The organism is Campylobacter concisus (assembly GCF_902460535.1).
Classification (GTDB): Bacteria; Campylobacterota; Campylobacteria; order Campylobacterales; family Campylobacteraceae; genus Campylobacter_A; species Campylobacter_A concisus_AS.
In genome coordinates, this window is sequence record NZ_CABPTV010000002.1 from 160286 (window position 1) to 177413 (window position 17128).

The window sequence follows — 17128 nt, forward strand, 5'->3', positions numbered from 1 at the left end:
ATATAATATAAACTTTGCTTCAACAAATTTTAAAAAGATTACCTTTAAAAAGTGTACTTTTAAATCAGATATAAATATAAAGAATGCTAAATTTCAAAAATTTACCTTTATAAAGTGCAATGTTTTTGGTGATTTTATAGCTAACGACTGCACTTTTAAAAATGCAAATTTTAAAAATAATAAATTTGACGGCTTCACTAATTTTAAAAATACTATTTTTAAAGACAATGCCTACTTTAACAATTCCGAGTTTAAGAAATTTACAGATTTTCACGAGTGCGAATTTAAAAAATTAGCTTCTTTTTATGGAGTAAGATTGCATAAAACGCCAAATTTTAGTAGTGCAACTTTCTCAGAAAAGCCGATTTTAATTAATATGAAATTTGATTCGCATAGTTTTAGTAGTATAAAACAAGATTGTGATGAAGAGATAAAAAGAAGACTTGAAAACAATAAAGAAGCTACTGAAACAGAAATTTATCAAAAAGTATATTCTGACTTTAGAAACTCATTTTCTATATTAAAACACATGTTAAATCAAAATGAGAATCTAGTAGATGCAAGCAACCATCACAAAGCAGAGCTTTATTGTAAGGAAATGGAGCTGGAATACGCATTGGCGGATAGTAAAAACCAAACAATGCAGCAAGACGAGCAGTCAAAGTTTTTAAAAAAGCCACAAAAAGAAGAAATTAATATAATTCGTTTTTTAAAATTTTTGTTTTCTATACTAAAAAATACTGTTGTACTTTTATTTAAAGCCATCATTAATACAACAATATTTATAGAATGTATTTTTGCGTTCCCAGTATTTCTTGTATCATACTTATCATGTAGTTTTGTTATTATACTTAATAATATGCTAAATTATTTGTTTTCTACAGAAAAATCTAGTCTGAAAAGAAAAATTTATATTTGGTGGCATAAAATTAATTCAAAAAATATAATTGACTTCACAAAATGGTTTGAATATATGAGTTTACTTATATACCGAAAAACTAGTGATCATCATACAAATTTAAATAAAATTTTTCACTTTACAGTATCTGTAATTGCAACTTATGGATTATATTTATTTTGTATCAATAAAATCAACCACTGGATTGTATACAACAAATTTGAATCGATGTATATTGTTATAAGTATTTTATTAATTTCTCTCCCCATAATTGTCATAATGAAAAGTTATAAAAAAATAACAGAATTAAGCACTCATGTAATTATATTTTTATATCTTATTTTTGTAATTACTCTCTTTTTATTACCACAAATTTCATATATAGCCTTTGGTGTTTTGCTATACGTCCTATTTTTGATTTTTTCATATTATATTTTTATAAAAAATATAAATATTGTAACTATTTTTACAAGGTTTTTTAGCTACGTTGGATTAATGCTTTCACTATTTATTGTTCCAGAGATTATAAATCCAACATTAAATATTTTTAATAAAGAAAACATAGAAAATAAAAATTTAATCCAAAAATTAAGTAATACCGATTATAAATTTCTATCAAATTTAACAACGTTATCATTTAGGGATTATAGTATCGATAATAATGTGAGTTTCTCTGTGAATAATATAGCGAATCAAAAAGAAATAATCATGGCAAATAAAGCAACACTTGAAAGTATTTTTGGATTTTTATTTCAAAGGAATACAAAAGACGATTTGAACAAAATTCTAGAAAATATTGACAATACAAACAAACTAAATAATATTTTAAAAGATAATAAAAATAGATCCATTGCGTTAGATTTGACATATGCAGCTAATGGACAATATGTTAGAACATTAAAAGATATGGAAATAAAAGATGAATTTAGATTGCGATTGTTAAAATTTTTTAGAGTTTACAACAACGAAAAAGAGGCAAGAGACGAGATATTAAATGAGAAAAAGAAATTAACTGATGCCATCAATAACAGCAAAGATGTTATGATGCAGTTAAAAAATATTATAAAAGAATACGACGAATATCTGGAATTCTATAGGGTTATAAGACTAGATAAAATAAATTCGCAAACATACAAATCAACATATATTTTATACGTTATTGTTATGATTTTATGTTTATATTCATTAGCAAAAACATCACGCAAAAATTCAATAGTATCATAGTTGCAAGAGTTGTAATTGCTTATTGGTAAAAAATAAGAATATTCTAAGTAGTTTAAAAACAACCGTTAGATACAATTATAACAATTATAAAAAAGAAAGAGAGCAAATGAAAGTAATCAAAAGAAACGGTAGAACAGAAGAGCTTGATATCAGCAAGATCAAAAAATATACAAACGAAGCGGTTCTAGGGCTTAGCAACGTAAGTCTTAGCGAGCTTGAGGTAGATGCAAAAATCCAGTTTAGAGATATGATAACGACTGAGGAAATTCAGCAAACTCTTATAAAAACAGCAGTTGATAAGATCGACATCGACCGCCCAAACTGGACATTTGTCGCTGCGAGGCTATTTTTGTTCGACCTTTATCACAAAGTGACTGGCTTTAACGGCTACAACCACCTAAAAGACTACCTCGCAAAGGGCGAAAAGGTAGGCCGCATCATCCCTGGGCTAAAAGAGAAGTATGATCTTGAGGATCTAAACGCTTACATCAAGCCTGAGCGCGACCTGCAATTTGCATACCTTGGTATCAAGACGCTTTATGATCGCTACCTCATCAAAGATAAGAGCGGTATGCCGATCGAGCTACCACAGCATATGTTTATGGCGATCGCGATGTTTCTTGCGCAAAACGAGCTAGACAGCCAAGGCTGGGCTAAGAAATTTTACGACCTCATCTCTAAATTTGAAGTGATGCTAGCCACTCCAACGCTCTCAAACGCAAGGACCACACGCCACCAGCTAAGCAGCTGTTACGTAGGCAGCACGCCTGATAATATCGAGGGCATTTTTGATAGCTACAAAGAGATGGCGCTACTTTCAAAATTTGGCGGCGGTATCGGCTGGGACTGGAGCAAGGTGCGCGCGATGGGTGGTAGTATCGACGGACACAAAAACGCAGCTGGCGGTATCATACCATTTTTAAAAGTGACAAACGACATCGCAGTGGCGGTCGATCAGCTAGGCACTAGAAAGGGCGCGATCGCTGTTTATATCGAGCCTTGGCACATGGACGTGAGCGATTTTCTCGATCTTCGTAAAAACTCAGGCGAAGAGAGACGCCGCGCGCACGAGCTTTTCCCTGCGCTTTGGATAAACGACCTATTTATGAAGCGTGTTAAAGAAAATGGCCGCTGGAGCCTCTTTGACCCAGCTCAAGTGAGCGACCTTTGCGACCTTTACGGCGAGGAGTTTGAGAAGAGATATTTAGAGTATGAAAACGACGAAAATATCCAGAAAAACACCATCCTTGCAAAAGAGCTTTGGAAGAAAATTTTAACTAGCTATTTTGAAACGGGCATGCCATTTTTATGCTTTAAAGACAATGCCAACAAAGCAAATCCAAACGACCACGAAGGCATCATCAGAAGTTCAAATTTATGCACCGAAATTTTCCAAAATACAGCGCCAAACTACTATAAGATCAAGATCACTTATGAAGACGGCGGCGAGGAGCTATTTGACGAAGAAGAAGACGTCACGGTCGATAGTGGCATAACTAAAAAAGCCAAAAAGCTTAGCGCGCTTGATAGCCTAAAAGGCAAGCAAATTTTCATCGTAGAAAAAGAGAGCATCGAGGGCAAAACGGCAGTTTGCAACCTTGCAAGTATAAATTTAAGCAAGATAAATAGCAAAGAGGACATCGAGCGTGTCGTGCCGATAGCTATTAGGATGCTTGATAACGTTATCGATCTAAATTTCTACCCGCACAAAAAGGTAAAACATACAAACCTATCATCTCGCTCGATCGGCCTTGGCGTCATGGGCGAAGCGCAAATGCTAGCTGAGAAAAACGTAAAATGGGGCAGCTATGAGCATTTGGCGCTAATTGATAGCATAATGGAAAACATAAGCTACAACGCCATCTACGCTAGCTCAAATTTAGCCGTAGAAAAGGGCGTCTATCCAAAATTTAAAGGCTCAAAATGGAGCAAAGGCATCATGCCGATAGACACTGCAAATGAGAACGCAAAAGCTCTTTTAAACGACAAAGGTGGGCTATTTGACGAAAATGTCTGCGACTGGGACAAGCTAAGAGAAAAGGTCAAGCGCGACGGCATGAGAAACGGCTACCTAATGGCGATCGCTCCAACTAGCTCGATCTCGATCCTTGTTGGTACCACTCAGACTATCGAGCCAGTCTATAAACGCAAGTGGTTCGAGCACAACCTAAGTGGTATGATCCCAAATGTCGTGCCAAATTTAAGCCCTGATACTTGGCAGTTTTACACGCCAGCTTACGAGCTTGATCAGAGAATTTTGATAAAAGCAGGCGCGATCCGCCAAAAATGGATCGATCAAGGTCAAAGTCTAAATATATTTATGAGCCTAGACAAAGCAAGCGGCGGATATCTAAGTGAAATTTACACGCTTGCATGGGAGCTTGGACTAAAATCAACCTACTATCTACGCTCCGAGTCACCAGACAGCGAAAAGCTAAACGACGTGGCCGACCGCTCGATCGAATGCGAGGGATGTCAGTAATAATCAAATTTAAGAGAGATTTTTCTCTCTTAAATAAAAAATTCATTTAAACTTATGTTTAGGATCTTTGAAATTTTATAAAGATGCTCTAAATTAAAGTGCTTTCCATATTTATTATTCTCGCAGTTGGAGTAAAAAGCAGCTGATTTAATGTCTATACTTAGCGCCATATCTAGTTGAGAAATTTTATGACTTTCTCTTAACTCTCTTACTCTTTTTGATATGTTTTCGTAAAATTTTAAAATTTCATCTTCGCTAAAAGAATTTATGCTTTCATACATACCTTATCCTATAGGATTAATAAAATTTTAAACTATATATTGATAGCATTCCTTTATCTATATCCTATAGGATAATAAATAGAGTAAAAAGGAGGTTTTATGGCTAACGCAGCTGATAAAAATGCATCTTCAAAAATAATTGTGTATAGAGCTAAGTGTCTAGATTGTAAATACGAATGGACGAGTAGGGCAGGGAGCGGAACACCTAATTATTGTCCTAAATGCAGAAGTGTAAAGATTGCTCTTTCGCCATTGTCCTAAAAGGATAGTTATGGGTGTAGGTGAAATTGCAAAAGATATTATTGTAGGCATAGGAAAAGGATTAGTTGAAATTGGTAAATTTGCATTTAGCGAAGGGGTAAAAGTTAAAAATAGGCATGCTGAGTTAAGACAACTTGATGACGATGAATTAAAAAAAATTGCTAAATATGGTAGCGGCATAGATAAAGATATGGCTAAAACCATTTTAAGAAAGAGAGATGAAAACCAAGACGCTTAATTTCAAGGCTATATAAGTAGCCTTGAATACTTTATTTTTTTAAATACAGTTTTAAATTTTACATTTTTACGTAGTCTATTTTTATATGCATTAAATAAAAATATAAAAAATAAAAATTAAAAATTAAAAAAAAATTTAAGCTAAATAATAAAATTTATATTTAAAATCACGAAAAAATAGATAAATAATCCTTAAAAATTTATCTTAAAATTTTATATTTTTTGATAAATATTATTAAACAAAAGAAAATAGTTATCTATCTTTTAAGCTTTCTTGTCCTATACTTTTAAACTCCATATCAAAAAAATAATCAGAAAAGAGCAAGTTATGCGTGAAATTTTAAAACGAGATGGCACAAGGCAAGAATTTGTGGCATACAAGATAGTAGATGCGATCAAAAAGGCATTTGCAAGCGAAAATAAAGCTTATGACGAGCAAGTTTTTACAAATGTAGTCCAAGATATCTTTCAAAAATCAAGTGCAATAACAGTCGAAGACATCCAAGATGCGATAGAAAAAGATCTATTTGACGGCGGACATTTTGAAGTTTTAAAGAGCTTCATGCTCTACCGCCACACGCACAAGCTCCAACGCGAGCAAATTTTAGGGCTAAACGAAGATACGACCTATATAAACTCAACCCAAACGATAAATGAGTATATAAACGGCACCGATTGGAGAATTTCCGCAAACTCAAACACGAGCTACTCAAACGCAGGCCTTATAAACAACACAGCTGGCAAAGTCATAGCAAACTACTGGCTAGACGCTGTTTATAGCAAAGAAGAAGGTCTTGCTCACAGAAACGGCGACTACCATATCCACGACCTTGACTGCCTCACAGGATACTGCGCTGGCTGGAGCTTAAGGGCTTTACTAAATGAGGGCTTTAACGGCGTTCGTGGCAGGGTCGAGAGCAAAGCGCCAAAGCACTTTAGAGAGGCGCTTTATCAGATGGCAAATTTCTTAGGAATTTTGCAAAGCGAGTGGGCGGGCGCTCAGGCGTTTTCTAGCTTTGACACCTACCTTGCGCCTTATGTTTTCAAAGACGATCTAAGCGACGCCGAGATCAAAAAGGCGATCACTAGCTTTATTTTCAACCTAAACGTGCCTGCACGCTGGGGACAAAGCCCATTTACAAACGTAACCATAGACATCACATGCCCAAGCGACTTAAGAGATCAGATCCCAACGAGCGATGATATACACCTTTTTACAAATGTAAAAGATGAGAAAATTTTGAAAAAAGCAAACGAGCGTGGTAGGAAAAATTTGATCGATATGACCTACAAGGACTTTGAGCCTGAGATGGCGCGCATAGATAAGGCATTTTACGAGGTCTTAACAGCTGGTGACAAGTGCTCACAGCCTTTTACATTCCCTATACCAACGGTAAATATCACAGAGGATTTTAACTGGGATAGCGAAGTGGCGGACGTGCTCTTTGAAAATACCGCAAAAATGGGCTCAAGCTACTTTCAAAATTTCATCGGCTCGCAATACACTTATGACGAAAATGGCAACAAGATAGAGAACGAAAACGCCTACAAACCAGGTCACGTGCGCTCTATGTGCTGCCGCTTGCAACTTGATCTAAGAGAGCTTTTAAAGCGTGGTGGCGGTCTTTTTGGAAGTGCTGAGATGACTGGCTCGATCGGCGTCGTCACTATAAATTTAGCTCGCCTAGGATACAACTACAAAGGCGATAAGGTCGCACTTTATAACAGGCTTAGCTACCTTTTAGAGCTAGCTAAATCAACCCTAGAGAAAAAGCGTAAATTTATCCAAGAGATGTATGAAAGAGGGCTTTATCCTTACACGGCGAGGTATCTAAAGCACTTTAACAACCACTTTAGCACGATCGGTATAAATGGCATGAACGAGCTACTTAGAAATTTCACTGACGATAAAGAGAACATTTCAACTAAATTTGGACGAGAATTTGCCCTTGAGATGGTTGGCTTTTTACGCGATAAGATAAGGACATTTCAAGAAGAGAGCGGAAATTTATACAACCTTGAAGCAACTCCAGCTGAGGGCACTACATACCGCTTTGCCAAAGAGGATAAGAAGCGCTATCCAGACATCATCCAATCAGGCGAGGGCGATAATATCTACTACACAAACTCGACCCAGCTACCTGCAAATTTCACAGACGACGCTTACGAGGCGCTTGATCTGCAAGATGAGCTACAAAGCGCCTATACTGGCGGCACCGTCTTTCACCTATATATGAAAGAGCGCATAAGCTCGGCTAAAGCTTGCAAAGAGCTTGTAAAGAGTATAATCTCAAACTACAAACTCCCATACATCACGATAACGCCGGTCTTTAGCGTCTGCGCAAAGCATGGCTACATAGCTGGCGAGCATGAGTTTTGCCCGCTTTGTGATGCAGAGCTGATAGAAAATGAAAAGAAAAAATCCAAATAAGGAGAGAAAATGACAGAAAAAGAGATCTTAGAAAAAGTGCAAGACAAACGCACAAGATGCGTGGTCTATACTCGTGTTATGGGCTATCACAGACCAGTTGAGAGCTTTAATCTCGGTAAAAAAGGCGAGCACAAAGAGCGTGTTAAATTTGACGAATACGCAAGTTGCTGCAAAAAGTAACACAAAATCTTAAAAAATAGTATAAAATACGTTTTTTTAAAAAAAGGCACATCCTCTGTGCCTTTAAAATTCACATAGGGTTTTAAATTTGCAAAAAATTTTTAGTATAACGCCATTTACGACGCTTGACTATCCTGATAAAGTAGCTGCCGTCATCTGGTTTGCAGGCTGCAATATGCGCTGTGGATACTGCTACAACATTGATGTTGCAAAGTCAAATGGCACTATAAGCCTTAGCGAAGTTTGCGACTTTTTAGACCACAGGGTCGGCAAGCTAAATGGCATCGTCTTTAGCGGTGGCGAATGCACAGCGAATCCTTTATTTTTTGATTTAGCACGTGAGGTAAAGGCACGTGGCTTTAGCTTAAAGGTTGATACCAACGGCTCATATCGTGACGTCTTGAAAGAGGCGATAGATGAGGGGCTGATTGACTACATCGCGCTTGATTTTAAAGCTCCAAAAGAGAAATTTATAGGCATCACTGGCTCAAATTTATATGAGAAATTTGCTGCCACGCTTAGATATCTGCTTGAGATAAATTTTAAATTTGAAGTGAGAACGACCGTGCATGCGGACTTGCTAAGCGAAAAGGATATCTCTGAGATGTCAGAGCTACTTTTTGAACTTGGATATAGAGGGGATTATTTCTTACAAAAATTCTTTAACACTGGCGAAAATTTTGGAGGCTTAGGTGATCCAAAAAACAGCTTCGATCCAGACAAAATCACATCAAAACTACCTATCAGACTAAGAAATTTCTAAATTTAGCGCAGATAAAAATAACTAAAAATAAGAAAATTTAACTAAAATTTACCCTAAATCACAAAAGCAAACAAGGAGAAAACTATGCAAAATTTCAGCTTTTTAAACCCTACTAAAATAGAATTTGGCAAAGACAAAGAGCAAAACATCGGCAAATATATGAAAGAATTTGGCGCAAAAAAGACGCTCATCATCTATGGCAGCGACAGGATCATACAAAACGGACTTTTTGACGTTGCCACAAAGAGCCTAAGCGCAAATGGCATCGAGTTTTGCAAGATAGGTGGCGTGAAGTCAAACCCAGTGCTAAGCAAGGTAAATGAGGCTATAAATTTAGCTAAAAAAGAGGGCGTCGATAGCGTGCTAGCCATAGGCGGTGGCTCGGTACTTGATAGTGCCAAGGCCGTAGCTGCTGGAGCAAAATATAGCGGCGACGTTTGGGACTTTTTTACTAGAAATTGCCCAAAAGAAGCGCTTATGATCTTTGACATCATAACGCTTGCTGCAACTGGCTCAGAGATGAACGGCGGCGCAGTCGTCACAAATGAAGCCACAAAAGAGAAATTTGCCATGCACGGCGCTTGTCTTTACCCAAAAGTGTCGGTGATAAACCCACTGCTTCAAGCAAGCGTTAGCAAGGAGTACTTGGTCTATTCAGCCTCAGACATCATCGCTCACAGCATTGAGGGCTACTTTACGGCGAGCATCCAGCCTGAGATCATAAATTTATACATCGAAGCAAACATCAAAACGGTCATGAAAACGACTGAAATTTTACTAAAAGAGCCTGAAAACTACGACGCTAGAGGCGAGTTTGCCTGGGCTGCGACGATGGCGCTAAATGGCCTAACTTACGTCGGCACGGCTGGCTACTCATATCCAAATCACATGATCGAGCACGCCATAGGTGCGGTGGTTGATTGCGCGCACGGGGCTGGGCTAAGTGTGGTTATGCCAGCTTGGATGAAGTGGTATAAGAGTAGAAATTTAAAGGCGTTTAAGCGCTTTAGCAAAGAAATTTTTGGCGTAGATGGCGCAGACGCAGGCATTGAAAAGCTAAAAGAGTGGTTTAGCAAGATCGGCACACCAACAAGCCTCATAGAAATTGGTGTCGATGAGTCAAATTTAGACGAGATCATGGCGCTAGTTTATGACTACGCCAAGGGCAGGAGCTTGGAACAAATTTATACAAAAGAGGCCATAAGCGAAATTTTTGCCTTAGCGAGATAGAATTTATCCAAATTTTACAAAGGATAAACATGAAAAAAGTCGCCCTTATAGCAGGAGCCAGCGGCGCTGTAGGAAGTGAAATTTTAAAAGATTTATGCGAGAGTGAGCACTATAACAAGGTGGTCGCTCTTGTTAGGCATGAGCTAGAATTTACTCATGAAAAGCTTGAAGTAAAGATAGTAAATTTTGATGATTTTAAAGATGAGGTGCCATTTATCGCTGATGACGTATTTTGCGCGCTTGGCACGACGATGAAGGCGGCAAAGCACAAAGAGCAGTTTTACAAAGTCGATGTGACCTATCCGATAAATTTCGCCAAATTTGGCTTGGAGTGCGGCGCAAAACGCTTTGTCTTGCTCTCGGCTGCAGGCGCAAACAGAAAGTCAGGCTCGTTTTACCTAAAGGCAAAAGGTCAAGCAGAAGCGAAGATAAAAGAGCTTGGATATAGCTCATTTCATATCGCTAGGCTGCCACTTATCGAGGCTGATAGGAAAGAATTTAGACTAGGCGAGTATCTGGCGATAAAGGCGTTTAAATTTATCCCAAAAGGTTTTTTTGACGAGTATCGTCCGATGAGGGCAGCTGACATCGCTAAAGTGATCGTGGAAGTAGCGCAAGACGACCACAATGAAGGTGTGAAAATTTATAGTCCGGAGGAATTTACAAAATGAAAAAATATATAGTGATCACTGGGGCAAGCTCAGGCATAGGAGCGGCGGTGGCAAAGGCATTTGCAAGGCGCGGGGAGAATTTGATCCTTGTTGCAAGACGCAGGGAGCTTTTAGAAGAGCTAAAAAGCGAGATAGCTAAATTTGCAGACGTAGAGGTCGTGATAGAAATTTGCGACCTTTCAAAGCAAGAAAATGTCCTAGCTCTTTGGCGTAATTTAGAAAAATTTGAGCTAAAAGCGCTTATAAACAATGCTGGCTTTGGCGACTATAACAAGGTTGGCGAGCAAAATTTAGAGAAAGTGACGCAGATGATAAATTTAAACATCATTTCTCTTGTCACGCTCTCAACGCTCTTTACTAAAAAATATAAAGACAAAGATACGCAGCTTATAAACATCTCTTCGATAGGCGGCTACAAAATCGTGCCAAATGCCGTCACATACTGCGCTAGCAAATTTTTCGTAAGTGCCTTTAGCGAGGGACTTTACCACGAGCTAGCACAGGACAAGCAGGCAAAGATGCAGGCAAAAGTGCTGGCCCCAGCTGCCACAAAGACAGAATTTGGCATGGTGGCAACTAGCAAAGAGAGCTACGACTACGATAAGGCGTTTAAAAAGTATCACACGAGCGAGCAGATGGCGGAGTTTTTGCTTCGCCTTTATGATAGCCATTACTGCGTTGGCTCGGTCGATAGAGATAGCTTTGAGTTTAGTCTAAGTAAGCCAAAATTTGACTATGCCCTCAAGTATGATGCAAAAAATATAGATAAATAAAGCCAAATCAAGGAAGCAAAATGGCACTACAAAAAGTTGATCTAAACAAGGCCTACCGCCTCATCAACCACGGCCCAACGCTCATCATCTGCGCAAGCCACGAGGGCGTCGAGGACGCGATGAGCACCTCTTGGGTCTGCCCGCTAGACTACGACAAGGTAACAGCAGTCGTAGCCTCTGGCTCATTTACACGCACGCTTTTTGAAAAGAGCGGTAAATTTGGCCTTTGTGTGCCATTTTTCAAAGATACCGCCCTTATCGCAAGACTTGGCACGACCAGCATGCACAGCGACAAAAACAAGCTTGCTGGCGTGGAGATGTTTTACGAAAATGGCGTGCCTTTGCTAAAAGAGTGCGCAGCCTACATGGTTTGCGAGATCATCAAAGACTCCAAAAACGAGAGTGAGTTTGACCTCTTTAAGGCCAAAGTATTGGCAGCCTACGCCGATACGCGCGTTTTTGAGGGTGGTCACTGGAAATTTGAAAATTTAGATGATGGGCTAAGGACGCCTCACTACATAGCTGGCGGGCAGTTTTATGCTGACGGAGCGGCGAAATTTGAGGAAAAGGCAGCCATTATCGGTTAAAGGACGAAGTATGAAAAGTGCAAAATGCCTAGTTTTAGGGGTTTGTTTAGTAGGTGCTTGCTTCGGAAATGAACTTAAATTTGATGAGAGTAAATTTGAGCTAAAAAGCGTGCAAGTTGGTGATAGGACGCTTAAATTTAGAGCCTATGAGGGCATAGTCTATGTGGCAAAGCCAGCTAGCGACTACGAGGTCTTAAATTTCTACGTGCCAGAGGGTAAATTTGACGATAAGACTACGGCCATTTTTATGCCAAACGCTATCGGCGGCTACATGCCAACCAAACCTCAAAAGCCAGAAACCAAAAACGAAAAGCCAAATGCCACTCTTGAAGCGCTTCTTAGAGGCTACGTCGTGGCAAGCGTTGGCGCTAGGGGCAGGACGCTAAAAGATGGCGAGCGCTTCATCGGCAAAGCCCCAGCTGCGATAGTCGATCTAAAAGCGGCCGTTAGATATCTTAAATTTAACGATAAATTTATGCCAGGCGACGCAAATAAGATCATCTCAAACGGCACGAGCGCAGGCGGCGCGATGTCGGCACTTCTTGGCGCTAGCGCAAACGCAAAAGAGTACGAACCATATCTTAGCGAGCTAGGCGCTGCAAAGGCGGACGATCAAATTTATGCAGTCTCAGCCTATTGTCCTGTTATAAATTTAGAGCATGAGGATGAGGCGTATGAGTGGATGTTTGGGGATTTGGATAAATTTGAAAGGATAGACTTTTCAAGCCTTGACGCGGGCTCTTTTAACGACAGGAGCAAAAAGCCAAAGATGATAGTAGGCGAGCTAAACGCCACACAAAAAGAGCTCTCACGCGAGTTAAAGAGTAAATTCCCAGCCTATCTAAACTCGCTAAATTTAAAAGACGCCAAAGGCCACGCACTAAGCCTTGATGAAAATGGCGAGGGCAGCTTCAAAGAGTATATAAACGCCCTCATCTCAAAGGCATTTACCGCTACAAAAAACAGCGATAAAAGCACGCTTACACCTAAATTTATCACTCTTGACACGCAGGGCTGCGAGCTTGGATATACGTTTAAGCTAGAAGACTTCATCGCCTCGCTAAAACGTGCCAAAGCGCCAGTTGCCTTTGACGGCCTAGCTCTTGAAAATGCTGAAAACGACCTTTTTGGCGACAGCAAAACGCCTGCAAAGCACTTTACTAAATTTGCCAAAGAGCGTAGCGTGGGCGAGATGGCGGAGGCTAGCGTCATAAAGATGATGAATGCGATGAACTACACCGCAAACAAAGAGGCGGCGAAATTTTACCGCATAAGGCAGGGCACAAACGACACCGACCTAGCCCTTGCCGTGCCTGCTATGCTCGCACTCTCGCTTAAAAATGCTGGCAAAGAGGTTGATTTTGAAGCGGTCTGGGGGCAAGGACACGGCGGCGACTACGACCTAGACGAGCTTTTTGCTTGGATAAAAAGAGTGGTTGAGAGATAAATTTAAAGGAGAAAGTATGAGAAATTTTAAAATTTTCAAGGAGAGTAAAGATGAGAAATAAAGCATTAATTGCAGTATTTGTTACAGGTTTTCTTGGTTGCATAAATTTAAATGCCTTTGAGGTAAATTCTGATGTTTTTAATAAACATAAAGGGCAAGTAGCTAAAGAGGAAGTTGATTGCAACGATCCTAAAAATTTACCGCGTTTAATTGGTGGTACGCTAATAGGTGGAAAAGAAGAGTGTTTTGTCAATCGCGGGACCGCTGCTAGAGCTAAACGAGAACTAGATATGACTATCGGTAGAAACCCAGTCACTGGTAAAGTCACCTCAAAGGCTGAGCTACTAGGTGGCGATAAAGCTACAAATAACCTTGAAAAAGCACAAAAGAGCTATGGCGACAAGAAATTTAAGCTAGAAGAAGCAGAAAAAGCCTATGCTGATAACCCAAGCACGAAAAATTCTAACCGCTTAGAAAAAGCACGTAAAGCCTTTGAAAAAGCACAGATTGATCTAAAAGGCGCAGAAGAGATAAAAGCTAAGGCTGATATGAAAAAGGCGAAGTGATAAGGGGAATTTGATGTTTAAAAAGCTATTTTTACTAGCGGTTTTGGCGGCGTTTGCCTTTGGGGCGGAGGCGAAAGTGAGCTTACAGGAGCTGCTTTCAACGCCAAATAACAAGAGCTTGCTGAGACAGCTTGGCAGGGAAAATATACTAAGCTCAAAGAGCGAGCCAGACACGCAGGCGATCTTTTTTGCGAGCGCAAAGAGCAAACCAGAGCTATTTTATCTGCTTGAGTTTTACAAGGACGAGGCGGCTTATAAAAAGCATGTAGCTTCAGCGCACTATAAGAAATTTGCAAGTGCGAGCGCTGAAATTTTGGCTAGTAAAAAGGCTATAAGCGTGAAAAAACGGGCTACGTTTTCTAAAAATTTAACGCCAGAGAGGCTAAAAGATGCCTACTTTCACATCACAAATTTAAGCCTTTTGGCAAAGAGCGATGCGAAATTTGAAAAGCTAGTGAAAAAATATATGCAAAAAAGCGTAGATGAGGGAGCTTACGCGCAGTTTGCCTTTAGTCAAAAAGACGCGCCTAACAAGTGGGTGTTGGTTGAAATTTACAAAGACGAAGCTAGCTTTGAGAGCTACCGCCACAGCGCAAACTACAAGGCTTACGCCAAAGAGCGAGCAGGGCTAATAGATGAATTTGACGGCTTTGGCCTAAAAAACGAGACCTCATTTAGCAAGGTAAAATTTTAGGAGATTTATGAAGAAAATTTCACTTTTTTGCGCCTTAGCGCTCATTGGCAGCACGGCTTTTGCCCTTGATAAGGCAGGATGCGAGAGCTTAAAAGATGTGAAAATTTTAAACAATGAGATGATAGATGCGGTTTGGAACGAGAGCGGTGAAGTCTCGGCCGATAGGATGTCTGCGCTAACTGGTGGCAGTAAAAATATGATCAAAGCAAAGCCTCACTGCGTGGTGCACGGCAAGCTCTATAGGCGTGTAGGCTCGGATGGCAAAGAGTACGGCATAGACTACGAGCTAAGGCTGCCAGAGCAGTGGAATGAGAAGTTTTTGTTTCAAGGCGGAGGCGGTATGGACGGCTTTGTAGCGCCTGCTCTTGGTGCGGTGCCGATACGAACAAGCACAGCCACACCAGCGCTTCTTAGAGGCTGCGCGGTCGTTACTACAAACTCAGGACATCCAAAACCAACGGCTGAGTTTGGGCTGGATCAGCAAGCAAGGCTAGACTACGCCTATCAGGCGATCGGCAAGGTCGCAGATGCAGCTAAACAAATTTTAGTCGCCGCATATGATAAAAAGCCAAAACATAGCTACTTTATGGGCTGCTCAAATGGCGGCAGAGCAGCACTCATGGCAGCACAGCGCTATCCGCTAGAATTTGACGGCGTTATCGCTGCAAACCCTGGCTTTAGGCTATCTCGTGCGGCGATCGCTCAGCAGTGGGACAACCAAGCGCTTATGCAAATAGCTCCAAAAAATGAAAAAGGTGAGAAAATTTTTGCAAATGCCCTAACGCAGGAAGACCTTGAGAAGCTAAGCCAGGCTGTACTAGACAAATGTGACAGGCTAGACGGACTAAAAGATGGGATCATAAATGCGTGGGAAACGTGCAAATTTGATCCAAAAAGTTTAAATTTAGCAAAGCAAAAGATAGCAGTGATAGAGAAAATCTTTAACGGAGCCAAAAACAGCAAGGGTGAGCAAATTTATAGCGGCTGGTTTTACGACTCAGGCGTGAGCGCTGATGGCTGGAGGCAGTGGAAGCTGGGCGACTCGCAAAACGCCAAGCCAAACGCTAGAAATATCACGCTATAAAGTGGCTCGGTGAATTATTACTTTTTGACGCCAGCGCAGCCAAATTTTGACACGATAAATTTTGACTTTGACAAAGACACGCCAAAGACTTTCGAGACTGCGGCGATAAATGACGCCATCTCAACAGACCTTAACACATTTAGCGCAAATGGCGGTAAGCTAATCATCGTAACTGGCGTCTCAGACCCAGTTTTCTCGGCAAAAGATCAGAGGGACTGGTTTAAAAAACTAGAGGCTGATAATGAAAATAGTCAAAATTTCGCGGCATTTTTTGCACTGCCAGGGCTAAATCACTGCGGTGGCGGCAACGGCATAGATGACGTCGATCCTTTAGGTGCGCTTGAGGCGTGGCACGAAAAGGGCGAAGCGCCAAAGAGCATGCTAGCAAAAAGTAAGAGCTATGCTGGCAAGGAATTTTTAGTGTGTGCCTATCCAAAGGTGGCTACATACGTGGGCGGCGACGCTAGCAAGGCAAGTAGCTTTGTTTGCAAGTAAATTTAAAAAGTAAATTTAAGTGGCGAAAATGAGTGAAATTTTAGTCGTATCAGGTCACACTGACCTTTAAAATTCCTTTGCAAATAAGATTATCTTGGGTGAGCTAAAAAGCACTTGCCAGAGGCTAAATTTGACATATTAAGCGAGCTTTATAAAAACTACGTGATCGATGTAAAAGCTGAGCAAGAAAAGCTTGTAAAGGCTGATGTGGTCGTGCTTGTTTATCCATTTTTCTGGTACGGCGTGCCATCGCTTTTACAAAAGTGGCTTGAAGATGTGCTAGTTCATGGCTTCTCTCATGGCAGCAAGGGAGATAAGTTACGTGGCAAAAAGCTGGTGCTTTCATTTACTTCTGGCGCGCCTGAGGAGCTCTATAAAAAAGAGGCGCTTCAGCGCTACGAGATAGAGGAGTTTTTGCCGCCACTTAAGGCGTTAGCAAATATGTGTGGCATGGAGTTTGCAGGATATGTTTATAGCGGAGGGCTATCATATCAGAGCAGGCACGATGAGGCAAAGCTTGCTTTGATGAAGCAAAAGGCACTTGATCATGCAAGAAGACTAGGCGAGTTGATAGGCAATATTTCATGATACCGGCGAAATTTTATAGATATGTTTTTGCGTTTATAATGTCAGCATTTATGGCGTTTTTTATGTCATTTGTGCTCACGTATCTAAATCTTGGCTTTGTTGATGGCTTTGTGAAAATTTGGCTAACTGCTTATGTAAAAGCCTTTGTAGTGGCGTATCCTGTGCTTTTGCTAGTTTCGCCGTCTGTTGCAAAGATCACGCAAAATTTATGTAAAAAAGAGAGTTAAATTTGAAGT

Annotated in this window: 14 protein-coding genes and 2 pseudogenes; 15 read left to right on the forward strand and 1 reads right to left on the reverse strand. The window is 40.2% G+C overall.

Annotation, left to right across the window (positions count from 1 at the left end; translation table 11 throughout):
- Both FZ945_RS02425 and FZ945_RS02430 read left to right on the forward strand, forming a co-directional pair.
- Window positions 1-2122 (forward strand): pentapeptide repeat-containing protein (locus FZ945_RS02425; RefSeq protein WP_187424146.1); only part of this gene is annotated, 2122 nt, incomplete at its 5' end.
- 106 nt (window positions 2123-2228) lie between these two features.
- Window positions 2229-4604, forward strand: a complete 2376-nt coding sequence (locus FZ945_RS02430; RefSeq protein ID WP_148802253.1) for a ribonucleoside-diphosphate reductase subunit alpha — start codon at window positions 2229-2231, stop codon at window positions 4602-4604.
- Window positions 4605-4633: 29 nt separating this feature from the next.
- Here FZ945_RS02430 and FZ945_RS02435 read toward each other — a convergent pair whose 3' ends face one another.
- Complete coding sequence (locus FZ945_RS02435) at window positions 4634-4885, reverse strand: helix-turn-helix domain-containing protein (RefSeq protein WP_002940731.1); 252 nt, start codon at window positions 4883-4885, stop codon at window positions 4634-4636.
- 271 nt (window positions 4886-5156) lie between these two features.
- Between FZ945_RS02435 and FZ945_RS02440 the strand changes: the two genes are divergently transcribed.
- The 13 genes and pseudogenes from FZ945_RS02440 (at window position 5157) to FZ945_RS02505 (ending at window position 17119) form a co-directional block, all read left to right on the forward strand.
- Window positions 5157-5384 (forward strand): hypothetical protein, encoded by a 228-nt coding sequence (locus tag FZ945_RS02440; RefSeq protein ID WP_148802255.1) that lies wholly within the window; start codon window positions 5157-5159, stop codon window positions 5382-5384.
- Between the two features lie 327 nt (window positions 5385-5711).
- Window positions 5712-7994: pseudogene (locus tag FZ945_RS02445) on the forward strand (ribonucleoside triphosphate reductase).
- An 88-nt stretch (window positions 7995-8082) separates the two neighbouring features.
- Window positions 8083-8757, forward strand: coding sequence for an anaerobic ribonucleoside-triphosphate reductase activating protein (locus tag FZ945_RS02455; protein WP_148802259.1), 675 nt, complete (start codon window positions 8083-8085; stop codon window positions 8755-8757).
- Between the two features lie 84 nt (window positions 8758-8841).
- Window positions 8842-9987: an iron-containing alcohol dehydrogenase gene (locus FZ945_RS02460; RefSeq protein ID WP_148802261.1), complete on the forward strand. Its 1146-nt coding sequence runs from the start codon at window positions 8842-8844 to the stop codon at window positions 9985-9987.
- Window positions 9988-10016: 29 nt separating this feature from the next.
- Window positions 10017-10658, forward strand: a complete 642-nt coding sequence (locus FZ945_RS02465; protein WP_148802263.1) for an NAD(P)H-binding protein — start codon at window positions 10017-10019, stop codon at window positions 10656-10658.
- A complete protein-coding gene (locus tag FZ945_RS02470) occupies window positions 10655-11431 on the forward strand; it encodes an SDR family NAD(P)-dependent oxidoreductase (RefSeq protein ID WP_148802265.1) in 777 nt (258 codons plus the stop codon). The genes FZ945_RS02465 and FZ945_RS02470 overlap by 4 nt, the downstream gene beginning before the upstream one ends.
- Before the next feature lie 20 nt (window positions 11432-11451).
- Window positions 11452-12018, forward strand: a complete 567-nt coding sequence (locus FZ945_RS02475; RefSeq protein ID WP_148802267.1) for a flavin reductase family protein — start codon at window positions 11452-11454, stop codon at window positions 12016-12018.
- A gap of 10 nt (window positions 12019-12028) precedes the next feature.
- Window positions 12029-13465, forward strand: coding sequence for a subtype B tannase (locus FZ945_RS02480; protein WP_148802269.1), 1437 nt, complete (start codon window positions 12029-12031; stop codon window positions 13463-13465).
- A gap of 50 nt (window positions 13466-13515) precedes the next feature.
- Window positions 13516-14031 (forward strand): hypothetical protein, encoded by a 516-nt coding sequence (locus FZ945_RS02485; protein WP_148802271.1) that lies wholly within the window; start codon window positions 13516-13518, stop codon window positions 14029-14031.
- A gap of 13 nt (window positions 14032-14044) precedes the next feature.
- A complete protein-coding gene (locus FZ945_RS02490) occupies window positions 14045-14725 on the forward strand; it encodes a putative quinol monooxygenase (RefSeq protein ID WP_148802273.1) in 681 nt (226 codons plus the stop codon).
- A 196-nt stretch (window positions 14726-14921) separates the two neighbouring features.
- Window positions 14922-16304: pseudogene (locus tag FZ945_RS02495) on the forward strand (tannase/feruloyl esterase family alpha/beta hydrolase).
- A 114-nt stretch (window positions 16305-16418) separates the two neighbouring features.
- Window positions 16419-16892 (forward strand): NAD(P)H-dependent oxidoreductase, encoded by a 474-nt coding sequence (locus FZ945_RS02500; RefSeq protein WP_262367137.1) that lies wholly within the window; start codon window positions 16419-16421, stop codon window positions 16890-16892.
- On the forward strand, window positions 16889-17119 hold the full coding sequence (locus FZ945_RS02505) for a DUF2798 domain-containing protein (RefSeq protein WP_107929928.1): 231 nt from the start codon (window positions 16889-16891) through the stop codon (window positions 17117-17119). The genes FZ945_RS02500 and FZ945_RS02505 overlap by 4 nt, the downstream gene beginning before the upstream one ends.
- Window positions 17120-17128 lie beyond the last annotated feature (9 nt).

Excerpts from the sequence above, each read along its gene's own strand:
- FZ945_RS02430 (WP_148802253.1), top strand. The coding sequence starts at position 2,229 with ATGAAAGTAATCAAAAGAAACGGTAGAACAGAAGAGCTTGATATCAGC.
- FZ945_RS02435 (WP_002940731.1), bottom strand. The coding sequence starts at position 4,885 with ATGTATGAAAGCATAAATTCTTTTAGCGAAGATGAAATTTTAAAATTT.
- FZ945_RS02440 (WP_148802255.1), top strand. The coding sequence starts at position 5,157 with ATGGGTGTAGGTGAAATTGCAAAAGATATTATTGTAGGCATAGGAAAA.
- FZ945_RS02460 (WP_148802261.1), top strand. The coding sequence starts at position 8,842 with ATGCAAAATTTCAGCTTTTTAAACCCTACTAAAATAGAATTTGGCAAA.
- FZ945_RS02465 (WP_148802263.1), top strand. The coding sequence starts at position 10,017 with ATGAAAAAAGTCGCCCTTATAGCAGGAGCCAGCGGCGCTGTAGGAAGT.
- FZ945_RS02470 (WP_148802265.1), top strand. The coding sequence starts at position 10,655 with ATGAAAAAATATATAGTGATCACTGGGGCAAGCTCAGGCATAGGAGCG.
- FZ945_RS02475 (WP_148802267.1), top strand. The coding sequence starts at position 11,452 with ATGGCACTACAAAAAGTTGATCTAAACAAGGCCTACCGCCTCATCAAC.
- FZ945_RS02480 (WP_148802269.1), top strand. The coding sequence starts at position 12,029 with ATGAAAAGTGCAAAATGCCTAGTTTTAGGGGTTTGTTTAGTAGGTGCT.
- FZ945_RS02485 (WP_148802271.1), top strand. The coding sequence starts at position 13,516 with ATGAGAAATAAAGCATTAATTGCAGTATTTGTTACAGGTTTTCTTGGT.
- FZ945_RS02490 (WP_148802273.1), top strand. The coding sequence starts at position 14,045 with ATGTTTAAAAAGCTATTTTTACTAGCGGTTTTGGCGGCGTTTGCCTTT.
- FZ945_RS02505 (WP_107929928.1), top strand. The coding sequence starts at position 16,889 with ATGATACCGGCGAAATTTTATAGATATGTTTTTGCGTTTATAATGTCA.